Annotated in this window: 19 protein-coding genes; 3 read left to right on the forward strand and 16 right to left on the reverse strand. The window is 53.3% G+C overall.

Annotated elements, in window-relative coordinates; translation table 11 throughout:
• Positions 1–26: 26 nt before the first annotated feature.
• The 6 genes from deoD to HMPREF9412_RS01575 form a co-directional block, all read right to left on the reverse strand.
• Positions 27–734 (reverse strand): purine-nucleoside phosphorylase, encoded by a 708-nt coding sequence (deoD, locus tag HMPREF9412_RS01550; protein ID WP_009589537.1) that lies wholly within the window; start codon positions 732–734, stop codon positions 27–29.
• A 22-nt stretch (positions 735–756) separates the two neighbouring features.
• Positions 757–1,935, reverse strand: a complete 1,179-nt coding sequence (gene deoB, locus HMPREF9412_RS01555) for a phosphopentomutase (RefSeq protein ID WP_036671013.1) — start codon at positions 1,933–1,935, stop codon at positions 757–759.
• Between the two features lie 84 nt (positions 1,936–2,019).
• Positions 2,020–3,198 carry a NupC/NupG family nucleoside CNT transporter gene (locus HMPREF9412_RS01560; RefSeq protein WP_009589540.1) on the reverse strand — a complete coding sequence of 393 codons (1,179 nt, stop codon included), beginning with the start codon at positions 3,196–3,198 and terminating at the stop codon, positions 2,020–2,022.
• Positions 3,199–3,282: 84 nt separating this feature from the next.
• A complete protein-coding gene (deoC, locus tag HMPREF9412_RS01565; protein ID WP_009589523.1) occupies positions 3,283–3,948 on the reverse strand; it encodes a deoxyribose-phosphate aldolase in 666 nt (221 codons plus the stop codon).
• Positions 3,949–4,337: 389 nt separating this feature from the next.
• Positions 4,338–5,273 (reverse strand): sugar-binding transcriptional regulator, encoded by a 936-nt coding sequence (locus tag HMPREF9412_RS01570; RefSeq protein WP_009589544.1) that lies wholly within the window; start codon positions 5,271–5,273, stop codon positions 4,338–4,340.
• 173 nt (positions 5,274–5,446) lie between these two features.
• A complete protein-coding gene (locus HMPREF9412_RS01575) occupies positions 5,447–6,181 on the reverse strand; it encodes a ThuA domain-containing protein (RefSeq protein WP_009589543.1) in 735 nt (244 codons plus the stop codon).
• Between the two features lie 159 nt (positions 6,182–6,340).
• Between HMPREF9412_RS01575 and HMPREF9412_RS01580 the strand changes: the two genes are divergently transcribed.
• On the forward strand, positions 6,341–7,219 hold the full coding sequence (locus HMPREF9412_RS01580; RefSeq protein WP_083829899.1) for a helix-turn-helix transcriptional regulator: 879 nt from the start codon (positions 6,341–6,343) through the stop codon (positions 7,217–7,219).
• Between the two features lie 359 nt (positions 7,220–7,578).
• On the opposite strand, the gene rnhA is transcribed toward HMPREF9412_RS01580, so the two are convergent.
• The 3 genes from rnhA to HMPREF9412_RS01595 form a co-directional block, all read right to left on the reverse strand.
• Positions 7,579–8,244 carry a ribonuclease H gene (gene rnhA / locus HMPREF9412_RS01585; protein WP_009589560.1) on the reverse strand — a complete coding sequence of 222 codons (666 nt, stop codon included), beginning with the start codon at positions 8,242–8,244 and terminating at the stop codon, positions 7,579–7,581.
• A 28-nt stretch (positions 8,245–8,272) separates the two neighbouring features.
• Positions 8,273–8,497 carry a hypothetical protein gene (locus tag HMPREF9412_RS01590; RefSeq protein WP_009589514.1) on the reverse strand — a complete coding sequence of 75 codons (225 nt, stop codon included), beginning with the start codon at positions 8,495–8,497 and terminating at the stop codon, positions 8,273–8,275.
• A gap of 105 nt (positions 8,498–8,602) precedes the next feature.
• Positions 8,603–9,259, reverse strand: a complete 657-nt coding sequence (locus tag HMPREF9412_RS01595) for a hypothetical protein (RefSeq protein WP_254663980.1) — start codon at positions 9,257–9,259, stop codon at positions 8,603–8,605.
• Positions 9,260–9,356: 97 nt separating this feature from the next.
• Here HMPREF9412_RS01595 and HMPREF9412_RS01600 point away from each other — a divergent pair, with 97 nt between their 5' ends.
• Together HMPREF9412_RS01600 and HMPREF9412_RS01605 are read left to right on the forward strand one after the other, a co-directional pair.
• Positions 9,357–10,316: a helix-turn-helix transcriptional regulator gene (locus tag HMPREF9412_RS01600; protein WP_009589547.1), complete on the forward strand. Its 960-nt coding sequence runs from the start codon at positions 9,357–9,359 to the stop codon at positions 10,314–10,316.
• A 75-nt stretch (positions 10,317–10,391) separates the two neighbouring features.
• Positions 10,392–10,913 (forward strand): DinB family protein, encoded by a 522-nt coding sequence (locus tag HMPREF9412_RS01605; RefSeq protein ID WP_009589516.1) that lies wholly within the window; start codon positions 10,392–10,394, stop codon positions 10,911–10,913.
• Positions 10,914–11,050: 137 nt separating this feature from the next.
• On the opposite strand, the gene HMPREF9412_RS01610 is transcribed toward HMPREF9412_RS01605, so the two are convergent.
• Genes HMPREF9412_RS01610 through ehuD form a run of 7 tightly spaced genes read right to left on the reverse strand, consistent with a single transcriptional unit; the run spans position 11,051 to position 16,262 of the window.
• Positions 11,051–11,581, reverse strand: a complete 531-nt coding sequence (locus HMPREF9412_RS01610) for a DUF2179 domain-containing protein (protein WP_009589515.1) — start codon at positions 11,579–11,581, stop codon at positions 11,051–11,053.
• Positions 11,578–12,486, reverse strand: coding sequence for an ectoine hydroxylase (thpD, locus tag HMPREF9412_RS01615; protein WP_009589538.1), 909 nt, complete (start codon positions 12,484–12,486; stop codon positions 11,578–11,580). The genes HMPREF9412_RS01610 and thpD overlap by 4 nt, the downstream gene beginning before the upstream one ends.
• A 14-nt stretch (positions 12,487–12,500) precedes the next feature.
• Positions 12,501–12,893, reverse strand: coding sequence for an ectoine synthase (locus HMPREF9412_RS01620; protein WP_009589551.1), 393 nt, complete (start codon positions 12,891–12,893; stop codon positions 12,501–12,503).
• Positions 12,890–14,182 carry a diaminobutyrate--2-oxoglutarate transaminase gene (ectB, locus tag HMPREF9412_RS01625; protein ID WP_009589525.1) on the reverse strand — a complete coding sequence of 431 codons (1,293 nt, stop codon included), beginning with the start codon at positions 14,180–14,182 and terminating at the stop codon, positions 12,890–12,892. Before ectB ends, HMPREF9412_RS01620 begins: the two co-directional genes overlap by 4 nt.
• A gap of 16 nt (positions 14,183–14,198) precedes the next feature.
• Positions 14,199–14,711, reverse strand: a complete 513-nt coding sequence (gene ectA / locus HMPREF9412_RS01630) for a diaminobutyrate acetyltransferase (protein WP_009589531.1) — start codon at positions 14,709–14,711, stop codon at positions 14,199–14,201.
• Between the two features lie 24 nt (positions 14,712–14,735).
• On the reverse strand, positions 14,736–15,587 hold the full coding sequence (gene ehuA, locus HMPREF9412_RS01635; RefSeq protein WP_009589522.1) for an ectoine/hydroxyectoine ABC transporter ATP-binding protein EhuA: 852 nt from the start codon (positions 15,585–15,587) through the stop codon (positions 14,736–14,738).
• 12 nt (positions 15,588–15,599) lie between these two features.
• Complete coding sequence (gene ehuD / locus HMPREF9412_RS01640) at positions 15,600–16,262, reverse strand: ectoine/hydroxyectoine ABC transporter permease subunit EhuD (RefSeq protein WP_009589563.1); 663 nt, start codon at positions 16,260–16,262, stop codon at positions 15,600–15,602.

A 16,262-nucleotide genomic window follows, 5' to 3' on the forward strand; every position in this document is an offset into this window, starting at 1 on the left:
CGCTAACTGCCCCCAAGGGCAGTTCCTTACAACGAAATCGCCGTATCCAGCGCGACCTCCATCATCTCGTTAAACGTCGTTTGCCGCTCCTCGGAAGAAGTCTCTTCCCCTGTGAGCAAGTGATCGCTCACGGTCAGGATCGTCAAGGCATTCACGCCGAATCGTGCCGCGATCGTGTAGAGCGCCGTCGTCTCCATTTCCACGCCGAGCACGCCATGCTGCATCAGCTTCTCCACCACGGATTTGTCCTCGCGGTAGAATACATCGGACGTGAATACGTTGCCGACATGCATCTTCAGGCCTTTCTCCTTGCCACGCTCATACGCGCCGAGCAGCAGCGGGAAGCTGGCAATCGGGGAGAAATCATAACCGTTGAAGTGGTGACGATTCATGCCGGAATCCGAACAAGCGGCCTGGGCCAGAATGACGTCGCGCACCCGGACGTGCTCCTGCATCGCGCCGCAGGTTCCGACGCGGAACAGGTTTTTGACGCCATATTCCCGAATGAGTTCATTGACATAGATCCCGATGGAAGGCACGCCCATGCCCGAACCCTGCACGGAAATGCGTTTTCCTTTATATGTTCCCGTAAATCCGAGCATCCCCCGCACTTCGTTGTAGCAGGTCACGTCCTCCAAATACGTCTCGGCAATGAATTTAGCCCGCAGCGGGTCGCCTGGCAGCAGAATCGACTCCGCGATATCTCCCGGTTTCGCTCCAATATGTGTACTCATGTCCCATTCCTCCACTTGTCGATTATTTCAAATCACTCAAAAAGCTGGTTCCGTGCTCCGGCAGCTTCACGCCGAAGTTGTCGGCAACCGTGGCGCCGATGTCGGCAAAGGTCTTGCGAAGCGGCAGTTCCTTGCCTTTCGCAAAGCGAGGGGAATATACCAGCAGCGGCACGTATTCTCGCGTATGGTCCGTGCCCTTGTAAGTAGGATCATTCCCGTGGTCGGCCGTGATGATCAGGAGATCGTTCTCCGTCATTTTCTCGAATACCTCCGGCAGGCGCCGATCGTAATCCTCCAGCGCTTGGCCGTATCCTTTCGGGTCGCGGCGGTGTCCGTAGACGGCATCGAAATCCACGAGATTCAGGAAGCTCAGCCCCTTAAAGGATTCATCCAGGGTTTGCACCATTTTGTCCATGCCGTCCATGTTCGATACGGTTCTGACTGCCTTGGTAATGCCTTCCCCGTCGTAAATATCGGAGATTTTACCGAGGGCGATGACGTCAAGGCCGGCATCCTTCATCTCGTTCATCGTCGTACGTCCGAAAGGCTTCAAGGCATAGTCATGCCGATTCGCCGTACGCTTGAAGCTCCCCGCCTCGCCAATAAAAGGACGGGCGATGATCCGGCCGAGCATATACGGATCTTCCAGGGTGATTTCGCGGCAGAACTCGCAGATTTCGTACAGCTCCTTGAGAGGAACCACATCTTCATGAGCAGCGATTTGAAGCACGGAATCGGCAGAGGTATAGATGATCAAGGCCCCTGTTTGTACATGCTCTTCGCCAAGCTCCTCGATAATCTCCGTTCCGCTGGCCGGCTTGTTGCCGATGACCTTCCGTCCGGTTTTCTCTTCGATGCGCTGAATCAGCTCGTCCGGGAACCCGTCCGGGAACACGCGGAATGGCGTATCGATATACAAGCCCATGATCTCCCAATGGCCTGTCATGGTGTCTTTGCCATTCGAAGCTTCCTGCATCTTCGTATAGTAAGCCCGAGGTTGATCCGTTGCAGGGACGCCCTCGATCTCCCGGATGTTGGACAGCCCGAGCGCTGCCATGTTCGGCATGTTCAGCCCGCCGCACTCGCGGGCGATATGTCCCAGCGTGTCGGAGCCGATATCGTCGAAATCAGCCGCATCCGGTGCTTCCCCGATGCCGACGGAGTCCAATACGATCAAGTGAATTCGGTCAAAACGTTCCATATCCATTGCTCCCCCTCATATATGAGTTGTTAAATCCAAACTTATCCATAAGGCTCGCTTGCAGTAGTTCCCTTCCTGCCAGGCTTACAGGAACAGTCCGGTAATCGTGGCCGACAGCACGCTCACCAGCGTCGCGCCGTACAGCAGCTTTAGGCCGAAGCGGGCCACCACGTTCCCCTGCTTCTCGTTCAGGCCTTTGACCGCCCCGGCAATGATGCCGATCGAGGAGAAGTTGGCGAAGGACACCAGGAATACCGAGACGATACCTACGGTGCGTTCGGACATATTCGTGAAGTTGGCCAGATCAAGCATCGCGACGAACTCATTCGATACCAGCTTGGTAGCCATGATGCTGCCTGCATCCACCGCCTCTTTCCAAGGCACGCCCATCACAAAAGCGAATGGAGCAAAGATGTAACCCAACAGCTCCTGGAAGGTGATTCCGAAAATAATATCAAAAATGCCGTTGATCATTGCGATCAAAGCAACGAAGCCGAGGAGCATCGCCGCAACGGTAATCGCGACCTTGAAACCATCCATGATGTATTCGCCCAGCATTTCGAAGAAGGATTGCTTCTCCTCCTCCTGCACCTCCAGAATATCCTCTTCCTTCTTCACCTTGTAGGGATTGACGATGGAAGCAATGATAAATCCGCCAAACAGGTTCAATACAAGCGCGGTCACCACATACCGCGGCTCGATCATGGTCATGTATGCGCCGACGATCGACATCGATACCGTGGACATCGCGGAAGCGCAGAGCGTATACATGCGGTGCTTCGGAATTAAGGCGATCTGTTTTTTGACCGAGATAAACACCTCGGATTGCCCCAGGATCGCGGAAGCTACCGCATTGTAAGACTCCAGCTTACCCATGCCGTTGACTTTACTCAAGACGAGGCCGATATATCTTACGATAAACGGCAGTACCTTAATATATTGAAGTATACCAATCAACGCGGAAATAAACACGATTGGCAGCAGGACGTTTAAGAAGAACGGACCATCACCTTCAATGGCAAAGCCGCCAAATACAAACCCGATTCCGGCTCCGGCGTAATCAAGCAGCGCTTTAAACGTATTCGCTATCCCTTTGACAAGATACTCGCCGACATTGGTGTTCAGCAGTATGAATCCAAGGATCAGCTGCAGCACAATCATGACAGCCAGCGGACGATAACGAATGTTGCGCTTATCATTGCTGATAAGGAACGCAAGACCGAATACGACCAGCAAACCTAGTATGGCGATTAGAAATTTCATCGTCGATGTTCCCCCATAGGTGAATTTTTTTGATAGATGGCATGGCCACCGAATCATCGAAAACCTTATACCCTAATAAACGATTTAGTAGGAAGAGCTGGATTGGCCGCCCTCCATAATTTTCACGCCGGAGCTGGCTCCGATACGCGTTGCGCCCGCTTCAATCATGCGATCCATGTCTTCCTTGCTGCGCACGCCGCCGGAAGCCTTAACGCCCGTGTTTTCTCCGACCGTTTTGCGCATCAAGGCGACATCCTCCGGAGTAGCTCCGCCTGTAGAGAATCCCGTGGAGGTTTTGACAAAATCGGCTCCGGCTTTCACGGACAGCTGGCACGCACGCACCTTCTCTTCTTCGGTCAGAAGGCTTGTCTCAATGATGACCTTGACCAGGGCTTTGCCCTTGGCTGCATCCACGACAGCCTGAATATCTTGCTGCACCAGCTCATCGTTCCGATCTTTCAGCGCCCCGATGTTGATGACCATATCCACCTCCGTAGCCCCGTTAGCGATGGCATCCTTCGCTTCAAAAGCTTTTACAGCCGTCGTGTTAGCTCCCAGCGGGAAGCCGATAACGGTGCATACTTTGACGCTCGTGCCCGCAAGCTGCTCAGCACAGTAGGATACCCAAGTCGGGTTCACGCAAACCGAAGCAAATCCGTACTTTTTGGCCTCATCCGTAATTTTCGTGATCTCGGCCTGGGTTGCATCCGCCTTCAACAGCGTGTGGTCGATCATTCCTGCTATATTCATCTGGTTAAAACACTCCTTATATTGTTTTTATGCAATCTTGTAAAAGCGCTATCATAACGCTCAATCCTTTAGACGGGACCATCATATCACAGCCTTGAACATATGTAAAACATATATTGAAAATATGTTCATTCCGATTTATGGCAATGATATTTATCATTGTTCGCTGAAGGACTATTCATCATTCAGGAATAATCTAACAATTCACACCGTTTACTATGCTCTATACCCTGTCAGCGTAAACATAAACAGAGAATAGGCCTCCCATGCGGCTTGAGGAAGCCGATTTCCAATACGCAAAAAAACACCCCGTCCAGACAGAGGAAGCTGATTGCCGCTTCGATCTTCCGGAACGAGGTGCCGTAAAACTGCACAATATGTTGAACATTTCAGGGAAGCAAGGCTTGCGCCGTAAACTGGTCCGTTACCAGGATGTTTGCATACTTGCCGATCAGCGCAGCTCGGATGGCCTCCACCTTGCGCTGCCCGCCAGCCACTAGAATGGATTTCTCCTTATGCCGCAGATCATCCAAATCGATGCCGACCGTGCGATTGTTAATATCCTGGCTGCACACCCTGCCCTCCGCATCGAAAAACCGGGAGCAAATATCGCCCGCGCCGATCCGCTGCAGCAGCTTCTGTTCTTCCTTGCTCAGATAACCGAGCCGGAACAGCAGCGCGTCCTCATGAACGGTACCCACTGTAAACATGGCAATATTGGCTTGTTTGCCTAATTGGATGATCCGCTGGATATGCCGGTCCCTCTCCACCATTTCCTTCAGCTCCGTGGTGTCGAAGATGACCGGCAGCGGCAAATATCTCGCCATTGTGTGGTACGCCTCAGCGAACAGATTGACGATCTCGGCGGCATACGTGTTCACATGCGAATGGCTGACGCCGCCCTTCAACTGCACGACCTCGACGCCCCGAACGGGCTTCTGCTGCAGCTGAAGCGCAACGGCATGCATGGTCGTTCCCCAGGTTACGCCGATGATATCCGCATCCTGGACCGTTTCATGCAGGTAATCGGCTGCCTTTTTGCTGATATGCTTCTGGATTTCGCGGTATTCGTTGACGGGAGAATAACTCACCAGCACGTGTTCCAAACCGTAAGCCTTCTTCACCCTTTCGGCCAAAGCGCCCAGGTCCTCGAGAGGGTCCACGATGCTGATCTGCACATACCCCTGCTCCTTGGCGTGCTGAAGAAGCCTGGAGACCGTAGGGCGGGAAACGCCGAGTCTCGTGGCGATGTCCTGCTGGCTGTAATCCGACATATAGTACAATCTTGCCGCCTCAATGCTGAGGCGCTGTTTATCCTGATCCATGATCCAACCCACTTTTATTATGTCGTAATCGAATTGGGTCCATTATACATCGTTATGCTGCGGATTTCGATAGCACCGTCTTTGTAAACACATACAAGCGCCCGATCCACGCATAAATTCCTGACATCGCAGGAGATTCACGCGTTGACAACGGGCGCTTGCTAAGAATCAGCCTATACCGGCTGTACGTATTCGAGCGGAGATACCCGGCCATAGGACGTCTTCGCACCTTGAATCGGTGCCGCCCAAGCCACGGCATTGGCAATCACCTGCTGAATTTCAGGCTGGTGATAGGTAGGGAACGCTTCATGACCCGGTCTGAAATAGAAGAGCTTGCCGCGTCCGCGCTTGTAGCAGCAGCCGCTGCGGAACACCTCGCCGCCTTCGAACCAGGAGACAAACACCAGCTCATCCGGCGCCGGAATCTCAAAACGCTCCCCGTACATTTCCTCCTGCGGAATCTCGATATACTCACCGAGCCCGCTGACGATCGGATGGCCGGGATCGATGACCCACAACCGTTCCTTCTCGCCGTCGTCGCGCCATTTCAGTGCGCCGGTATTCGTGCCGAGAAGGCGCTGGAAAATCTTCGAGCCGTGGCCGGAATGCAGCACGATGATCCCCATGCCGTCCAATACGCGCTGGCGCACTTTTTCCACGATATCATCCCGTACTTCGCTATGCGCGACATGCCCCCACCAGATCAGAACATCCGTTGAAGCGAGTACGTCGTCCGTCAACCCGTGTTCCGGATCATCCAGCACGGCGGTGCGTACGACGAACTGTGCATCCTTTCCCAGAAAATCGGCAATCGTCCGGTGAATGCCTTCGGGGTAAATCTTCGCGATCTGTTCATTATGTCTTTCGTGCCGGTATTCGTTCCATACCGTTACATTGATAGTAGCCAAGGATGGCGGCCTCCTTTAAATTGAAATCCAAAGACCTCTTATACATTCAACCCAAGTATAGGCTGTGTTACAATGAACGGGAATGTGTGAAAGTTACTCTTTTTGTACAAAAACGACTTCGCGTTTTTTAAGGGGAGAGGGTGGAACTTCGTGCTATCGATGAACGCTGACTATGTGCCTAGAATCAAACTGATGGGCTTCGTCTCCTATAAGAACCCCTGGATTCATTTCAAACGGAACACCCACGAGCATATTCTGTATTTCGTGAAGAGCGGCGAGCTTCATATGCGGGAGAACGGCGTATCCCATGTGCTCCGAAAAGGCGACATGCTGGTGCTCGAGCCGCATCTGGACCATGAGGGAACCCAGAAGCATCCCTGCGACTACTACTATATTCATTTTGAGCATCCCGATATTCAGCAGGCGCCCGAACGGCCCTTATCCCTGCTGGCCAAGCAGTGGATCATGAGCGAGAATCAGCCGGCAGGCAAGGATGAAGGCAGGCCGCTGTACTTTCCGAAGACCTGCACGTTAACCCAGAGAAAAAGCCTTCATCACATGTACCATGCCCTCAGTGAAATGCTGCAGCTTTACAGAAGAAAGCACTTTAACCGCAGTTTGACCGCGCTCAAATTCATGGAAATGCTGATCGAGCTGTCCCGCGAAAGCCTGTTCGATGAACTGGAGAAGAACAGCCCACACACCAAGTCCTATATGAAAGTGCATGCGCTGCTCGACTACATCCACGAACATTATGCCGAGAAAATCACCAGCTCGGATATCGAACAGCGCTTCGAATGCAACTATGACTATATCAATCGGGTGTTTGCCAAGCTCACGGGCCATACGATCATGCGATATGTGAATCAGGTCCGGATCAATCATGCCAAAGAGTTAATCGAGGCCACCCATCTCAGCTTCGGGGAGATCGGATATCTGACCGGCCTGGATGATCCCTTTTATTTCAGCAAGGTGTTCAAAAAATACGTCGGCATGTCGCCGAACCAATACTATAAGCAGGTTCGCGACAAGGAATAAGGAGGGGGACCGGGGGCCAGCGTCCGGCATCATGGTTGGCGCATCATGGATAAGTCATAGCGAACGTTCCGGGCGCCCCTCCTTCCTTGGGGATAACCCGCCGCCTCCCGCGATTTAACGCCCAGTTATCCTTGCACTTCTCCACATTTGTTCACAAACGCTGGATAACTCCCCTGGATTCAGGGACCAAAATGCAGCTTGCGCTGAATGAATGGGGATCATGTTCATAACTCTGTGTATAAAGTAACGTATGAATAGGTTATGCACAGTTCATGCTGACTCCATCCGCTTAATAGAATGCAATTATCCACATCCGGAGATTTGGATTTTTCCGCATATTCCGGGACAGGATATTTCTTTTATTTGCGTCCGTAATCTGCCTTAATCTCTCCCCAGCTCTTCGTTTGCCATTTCAGCACCTTGTTCTCGTATGTATTGGTTCGAAGCCAGTGCTCGGCCCGGTCCACGAGATCCCATATCTCTTTGGTTGACGCGTCGCGCGGCAGCGTGGAGACCACCTTCTTCTGCTTCAGCCATTTGAGCGCATTCATGGAATCGCTGTACACCGTTTTGGTGCTGCCGATTTTCTTCAAATAAGCCAGCGCATGGACGATCGCCAGGAACTCGCCGAGATTGTTCGTCCCCTTCTGGATCGGCCCGCACGAGAACAGAACATCCCCCGTCTGCGTATCCACGCCTTTATATTCCACCGGTCCCGGGTTTCCCCGCGTTCCCACATCCACGGAGATGCTGTCATAATCAATCTCCCCCGGATCCTCGGCCGCGGAGGCGCTGCTGCGCTTAAAGCTCTTGCTCTTGGAGCCCGAGCTGCTTGGTCCGCTTCCGGACTGCCCCCAGTAATTTTTATACCCTGCCGCATAGGCCTGTTCCGCTTCGCTTCGGGATTCGAACGCCTTGAATTTCGCACCTGTAAATTGGTTCACCTGCTGCTGGCACTCGCCCCAGCTTGTATAAATTCCGGGTACTTTGCCTACCCAGACTACGTAATATTTTTGCTTTGCCATCATAAACCTCCATCCTGAACTAACCTCTCTAGCGTACTATATCACATCCTCCGAAACCAACAAAAAAAGCGCCATCGTCTCCGATCCGCTTTCTATGTTTGACCTTATTCAATTGTTCCTGTTTCGTCGGCTTCACTCTCACATGCTGTGACAGCGCGCTATAATCCTCGTTGGTCTTTCTCATCGAGACGGCTGACCATATGCCGGCGCGTTCCGCTTTACGGAGCGCTTTTTGCGTTTTGGTACGGGCCATGAGGCTCACACTCCTTCTATATATAGAACTCCCTATATTGTACGGCAAAATCGAAGGGAATGGAACCGGAGCCGCTCGGGACCCCGCCACCCATTTGACCCCCGTTTATTCCCATCCCTTAAACGTGAGGATATTATCCCGGTATTGTACGTCCGCTCCCTCATGCGTCCGGTATTTCAGTGCATCCAGCTTCGCTTCGGCGTCCGTCTCCGTCCCATCGCTGCCGATTGTGACCTTATCCTGTTCCACGGCGGTGATGATCCAGGCCCCCTCCGTCTTGTCTAGGGAATACCTGCGGTTCATTTGAGTCAGCGTTTTTCCTTTCAGCTCCCTGGATTCCGATGCATATATAAACACTTCCCCGCTTTGTTCACTCTTATAGGGGGCCGAAATGCGAATCGAGGACTTCTCCTCGTTCATTCCCATGGACTTGACCAACCCCCGCATATACTCCTTATGCTTCTCGAACTCTTCGGCGGACATCTCCATCATGTCGCTTGCACGATATTCCTTCTCGTTATATCCAAAAATAATCCGGTCGCTCATAGCCTGCATGTAAGACTCGCTGACAATCCCGTCCACCTCGGCCAGATATTCCGGATAATCCATTTGAAAATGCAGCAGCTTATATTCCGCCGTCTCCAGCTTCTCGACCTGGTTCACAATCTGCTCCCGTTCGTTCTCCGACAAGCCCGAGCCGCCGCAAGCGGACATTCCCGCAACCGATAATACGATCAACCCTAATAGTAGTAGTTTTTTCATGTTCCGGCCCATCCTTAAATCCTCTCCCTCCTGTAAACCTATGATATAATACGGAATCATTGGAGAATAGATCCAATTATGATAGGAGAGTGTACCGATGAAACTGGAGCGGCTCATATCCATGATTTACATGCTGCTGAACAATGAGATTCTGTCCGCGTCAGCCTTGGCAGAGAAATATAACGTGTCCCAGCGAACCATCTACCGCGACATCGATGCCATCTGCGCCGCCGGCATTCCGGTCGTATCCTATCAAGGGGTAAACGGCGGATACGGCATTATGGAGCAATACAAGATGGATAAAAGCCTGCTCGGTTCCTACGATGTCAGCGCCCTGATCACCATCCTGCACAGCATGTCTACGGTGTTCGAGGATGAGCGGGCCCTGGATACGATTCAGCGCCTGCAGACCATTGACCGTTCCGCCAACCCCGCTTCGCAGGGATTGTCCATGGATATCGGGAGCTGGCGGTCGTACAACGAAATCCTTCGTCTTCTTCGCCGCGCCATCACGGACAGGCATGTGATCTCCTTTCAATACATAAGCGCCAAGAATGAACGCATTTACCGAAAAGTCGAGCCCTTGCGACTTATGTATAAATTCGGATCCTGGTACTTGTACGGCTTCTGCAGAACGAGGAACGATTACCGCGAATTCCGGATCTCGAGAATGTCGGAGCTGTCCCCCTCCGCCGAGCCCTTTATGCGCCAGCACTCCGAGGAGCATACGCACGGACCTCAGCTTCAAGAGCAGCATCCAGATGGGCGGAGCGAACGGCATAACTGGGAATCATCGCCCGATGCCGTAGAAGTCGTGCTTCACGTGTCCCCCGGAGCCCTGGCCAAAGCGATGGACCAATTCTATGACGTACAGCGGGAATTTCATGAAGACGGCTCGCTCCGTCTCACGTTCAAGGTCAATGATCCGGATTCCCGGTGGTTCTGGTCTACCCTGCTGAGCTTTGGCGAGGAGATCGAGATTGTGGAGCCGGCCGACTTAAGGATTCGCATGCAAGCCAAATTAGAAAAAATGCTGCAAGTGTACGCAAAAGTATGACAGTCCGCTGTCATACTTTTTTAATTACAATGTTCCCAAGAAGGAAATAACACGAAGCCAAAGGGGACGATCTCGATGAACTATCCTGTAAAAATGTATGAATACCATGTATGGGCCAACCAGGCCATATTCAACCGTCTGCTGGAACTTCCGGGCGAATTGTACAATCGGACCATCACGAGTATCTTTCCGACCGTATCGGAAGCGTTGATTCATATTTACACGGTGGATCTCGGTTGGATGAACATTTTGTCCGGGAAGGACATGGGCTCTGCATTGGCTGAGGCCTACCAGCTACGGGAAGAGCTTGAAGCGATTTCGCTGGAAGACCTGAACCTGCGGTTTATCGAATTGTCGGATCGATACGCTGCGTTTCTCCGCCAGCAGCCTGACCTGGAGCGGATGATCCGATTGGATAATCCTTATGCCGGCATCCGGGATACCCGTCTATCCGAGATCGTGCTGCATGTCGTGAACCACGGCACTTACCATCGTGGAAATATTGCCGCCATGCTGCGCCAGCTCGGGAGCTCCTCCGCGATGACCGATTACGCTTTTTTTTGGTACCAGAATAAACCGGAGCCCGCCTTCGCCTGATGGCGCTCAGAACAGCCGCGGAAGTCCAGGATCTCTGAAATTCCATGCCGGTATCAACCCGACAACAACCAAAAAGCCTGCTTCAGGAACCCGGTTCCGAAGCAGGCTTTCTATCCTACATTCCGTATACACGCTTGTTACAATTTGCGGCCTTCCGTCAATCGCACCCAGAAGCCGCCTTTGAAGCTTTTCGGTTCATGGGAGATAATGAACGCTTGCGGCGACATTTTGGAAAGTGACTCCATCAGCCGCCGCTCATTCTTCCGTTTCACGAGCACTTGAAGCACCAGCCGCTTGCCATCCTTGCCGTCCGCTTCCCAAGCGGTCACTCCGTATCCCTTCTCCCGCAGGTTCATGGCCAGGTTCGTCTCAACGGAATTGACGATCACCTGCACCACGATGTATCCGAGTGCCAGATACTCCTCAATTCGGCTGCCGGCATACACGCCTAGGCCAAAGCCCAGGCAGTAGGCCGCCATATTAAAGGGATTGTCCAGATTTTGCAGGACGAGATTGAGGCCGAGCAAGTACACGAATACCTCCAGCATGGCCAGAAGGGAAGCTATCCCTCTCCTGCCCTTGATCATCAGGATCAGCCGCAGCGAAAAAATCGAGACATAGACCACATTGATACTGATGATGGAGCCGATCAGCGACAGCGAGATCATAGAGAATCACGGGTGGCGATATACTCCGGTCTCGGCTTCTGGCCCGAATACGGCTGCTTGACCTTGTTCTCCACGCTGTTATAGACCATGAATATATTGCTGCGCGGCATCGGGGTGATGTTGCTGTTCGAGCCGTGCATAATGTTGCAGTCAAAAATCACGATCGAGCCCGCCTTGCCGACCGGCGTGTCGATCCCGCCCTCCTTCACCATCCGCGTCAGGCTGTCATGATCCGGAACGCCGTACTCCTGCTTGCGCAGGGAATCCTTGAAATGATCCTCCGGCGTTTGGCCGATGCAGGCGACGAATTCCTTATGCGATCCAGGCACCACCATAAGCGGCCCGTTATAAGGATAGTTATCCTCCAGGGCAATGGAACAGCTTAGCGCTCTCATGCGCGGCATGCCGTCCTCGACATGCCACGTTTCGAAATCGGAGTGCCAGTAGAACTCCTTGCCCGTAAAGCCCGGCTTGTAATTAATTCGGGATTGATGGATATACGTCTCGCTTCCCAAGAGGTATTCCATGATTGCCAGGAGTCTAGGATGCTGGGACAGCTTCTTGAACACTTCGTCGCTCTCATGCACCGCGAATACCGATCGCACTTCGTCTCCGCCGGGCTCCCGGATCACTTCATCTTTCTCTGATTCCCGTGCCGTTATTTGCAGCCTGCGGGCCTCCTCCTGATACCGCGAAAGCTCCTCCCGATCAAAGAAGCCTTCCAGAAATAAATATCCGTTGCGCTCGTAGAAGTCGGATTGCTCCTGTGTTAGCGGTGCATCCGGCGTCCACTCCGAATGTACGACCGGATCCTGCCTTTTTAAGATCCGGGGCTCCGCATGCACTCTTGAAGGGTAGACGTCCATTTCTTTTTCCTGAAGGGCCGACGCATGATTTTTACTCATCGCATATCATCTCCTTAGTCCGTAATGGGGGCAAGCAGCGGGTAGGTTCCTTCCTCATCGTGAACTTCCGCGCCGGTTAGCGGCGGATTGAATACGCAGACCATCCGCATCTGCGAACGGGCTCTCAAATAATGCTTCTCGTGTCCGTCCAGCGCATACATCATGCCAGGGGTGATGGGATAGGTCTCGCCGCCGACAACCTCGATTTCTCCCTCCCCCTCGATGCAGTACACGGCCTCGACGTGGTTTTTGTACCAGATCAGCGTCTCCGTTCCGGCCTTGATCAGGGTGTCGTTAAGAGAGAAGCCCATGCCGTCTTTGGTCAGCAGTAGCCTTCTCGAATTCCATGTCGTTGTATCGATATCGTCTTTCGTATCCACGATTTCTTCCAAATGTTTAACGATCATGACAACCTCTCCTCTGCAGCTAATTGTTTCAAGCTGTTCTCAAAAATCCCCAATCCCTCTGCCAGCGTGTTCATTTCAATGGTCAGCGGCGGCATCAGCTTGGCAACCTCGCTATGCGGTCCTGACGTTTCCATAATCAGTCCTTGCTCAAAGGCGATTTCGGATAGCCTTCCTGCGTGCTCCGGCTTATCAAAGGCTACCCCCTGGATCATGCCCCTGCCGCGGATTTCGCCCTTAAGCCGGGGATAATCCCTCACGACGTCATCGAGCGATTGGCGAATCCGATGTTCGCGAATGCCGATATCGAGCTGAAAATCCTCCGTCTTCCAATAACTCAGCGCTTCGGCAGCGGCAACGAATCCGAGATTGTTGCCCCGGAAGGTGCCGTTATGCTCGCCCGGCTCCCAGATGTCGATCTCCGGCTTGATCAGCGTAATCGCCATCGGCAAGCCGAAGCCGCCGATCGATTTCGAGAGGCACACGATGTCCGGCTCGATGCCCGCATCATCGAAGCTGAAGAACGAACCGGTTCTGCCGCAGCCCATCTGGATATCGTCCAGAATGAGCAGCATCCCCTTATCCTTGCAGATGCGCGCCAGCTTCTGCAGCCATTGGCTGCTGGCAGCGTTCAAGCCGCCTTCCCCCTGCACCGCCTCGACGATGACCGCTGCCGGCAGCGGAATGCCGCTTCCCGGATCATCCAGAAGCTTCTCCATATATGCCATCGTGTCCACGTCGCTGCCAAAGTAACCGTCATATGGCATAAATACCGAGTGGCTTAGATCCACGCCGGCGCCCTGGCGCTTGAAGGCATTGCCGGTCACCGCCAGCGATCCCAGCGACATGCCGTGAAAGGCATTCGTGAAACACAAAACGGTGCTGCGCCCCGTCACTTTTCTGGCGATTTTGAGCGCGGCCTCCACGGCATTGGTTCCGGTCGGTCCGGGAAACATCACCTTGTGATCCCACCCGCGCGGCTTCAGGATAATCTCCTGAAAGCGGGTCAGAAACGTTTCCTTCGCTCCCGTAGCCATGTCCAGACTGTGCGTAACGCCGTCCTGCAGGATGTAGTCGACCAGCTTCTCGCGAATCCTCTCATTGTTGTGCCCGTAATTCAAGGCGCCGGCGCCGGCAAAAAAATCAATGTATTCATTGCCCTGCGTATCCCACAGCTTCGCATTCCGGGCTTTGTCAAAGACCGTCTGAAAGCTCCGGCAATAACTTCTCACTTCCGATTCCAGCTTGTTAAACACGGTAAGCTTCGGTTTCTCCATGACTTGGTTGTCCATAGTTCCCTCCATTTGTTTAAATGTCATTGAAAAAGGGGCCAATCACGAATAACGGCTCATCTTCATGTGCCGTTCCATCCGGAAACATCTCTGCTCCGTAACCCACCGTTACGGTGCTCGGAATGGATTTCTCCTCGGCATAACCGAGAAACAATCGGCGTGATGCCATATTGCTGGGCGATACCGTCGTTTCAATGAAACGGACGCCATGGCAGGCCTTCTGGTTCATGAGGCCGGTAAGCATCGCCTTCGCGATCCCCTGCCTCCGGTGGGAGCTTGCAACCGCCACCTGCCATACAAAGAGCGTCTCCGGATTGCGCGGAGAACGGAAAGCGGAGATAAAACCGACGATGTCTCCTTCATGCTCCGCAATCATGCAGGTATCGTTGAAGTAATCCCCTAGCAGCATGTAGCAATAAGGCGAGTTCAGATCAAGCGATCCGGTGTCGCGTATGAGCTCCCATACCCGGGTGCCGTCCCGCGCCTCCGGTCTTCGGTAAACCACTTCGGTTCCGGTATCCACAGCCATCTACATAAACACCTCTTTCCAGCACTAATTTCCGTTCGAGCGGAACCGCTGCAGAAAGCTCTGCAGCCGCTCGCTCTTCGGATGATCGAATATTTCCTCGGGTGTTCCTTGCTCAACGATCCTGCCGTCGGCTCCGAAGATGACCCGGTCCGCGATTTCCTTCGCAAAATCCATCTCGTGCGTAATCAGCATCATGGCCATTTCGCCTTCTTCGGCAATTTCCCGGATCACCTCCAGCACCTCGCCGACCAGCTCTGGATCCAGCGCCGAGGTTACCTCGTCAAACACCATCACCTTCGGCCGCATGACCAGCGCTCTGGCGATGGCGACGCGCTGCTTCTGGCCTCCCGACAGATTGGACGGGTGCATCTTCAGCTTGTCGGCCAAACCGACCTTGCCCAGCATCGAGACGGCCCGTTCCTCCGCTTCCTCCTTGGACAACCCCAGCACCTTGCGCGGGGCTTCCGTCACGTTGCGAAGCACATTCATGTGCGGGAACAGATTGAAGTGCTGGAAGACCATGCCGACGTTGCACCGCATCCGATGCAGATGCTTCTCGTTTGCACGGACCAGCTTGCCCTTCTCCTCCATATGCCAGAGCAGCTCGCCATCGATCTCGATGGTCCCCTCGGTCGGTTCTTCCAGCGTCATCAGCATCCGGCCCATCGTCGTTTTGCCAGATCCGCTCGGTCCGATCACAGCCACCTTTTCTCCAGGCTGCATCTCCAAATCGATGCCCTTCAGCACCTGCAGGTCGCCATACGACTTGGTCACGCCCGCATATTTCACGATCGGCTGTGAGCCCGTAACGGGGCTTCTTTCCCGCTGCGGCTTCTTCGCCTCTTCAGCCTGCTCATCGATTACAACGGCATTCAATAGACTCCCTCCTTATTTTCCACGCTGCAGATTCAAACGCTTCTCCAGCCTTTGCACCAGCAACGACGCGATATAACTGATGATCAGGAACAGAATCCCGACCAGCGTGTATGGTTCGAAAGCGCGAAATGATTGCGACACGATATTTTTGGCCGTCAGCATCATCTCGACCAGCGTAATGGCGCATAGAATCGGCGTTTCCTTAAACATGACAATCAAATAATTCCCCAGCACCGGGATGATCGGCGGTACCGCTTGCGGCAGTATAATGCTCCGCCAGGTCTGGGATTTCGTGTAGTTCAGTGCGGTTGCGGCTTCCCACTGTCCTTTCGGCACCCCTTCAATGCCGGAACGGTACACCTCCGACAGATACGTGCTGTAATGCAGCCCCAGGCCGATGACTCCCGCATAGAAGGCCGGAATCGAAATGCCCGTCAGCAGCGGCAAGCTGTAATACAGGAAGAACACCTGTACCAGCAAGGGGGTATTGCGAATAAATTCTATGATTCCTTTGGTTATGAGCGACAAGGGCTTAAATTTGCTCCGCGCGGCAAAGGCAAGCAGCAGCCCGATAATCAATGCCACCACAAAAGCACAGAGTGTGACCCATACCGTCATTTTTAATGCACTCAGAAGCTGCGGCAGTATTTCAAACACATATTTCCAATCCCACAT

It is taken from the genome of Paenibacillus sp. HGF5 (genome assembly GCF_000204455.1).
GTDB lineage: Bacteria > Bacillota > Bacilli > Paenibacillales > Paenibacillaceae > Paenibacillus_AQ > Paenibacillus_AQ lautus_A.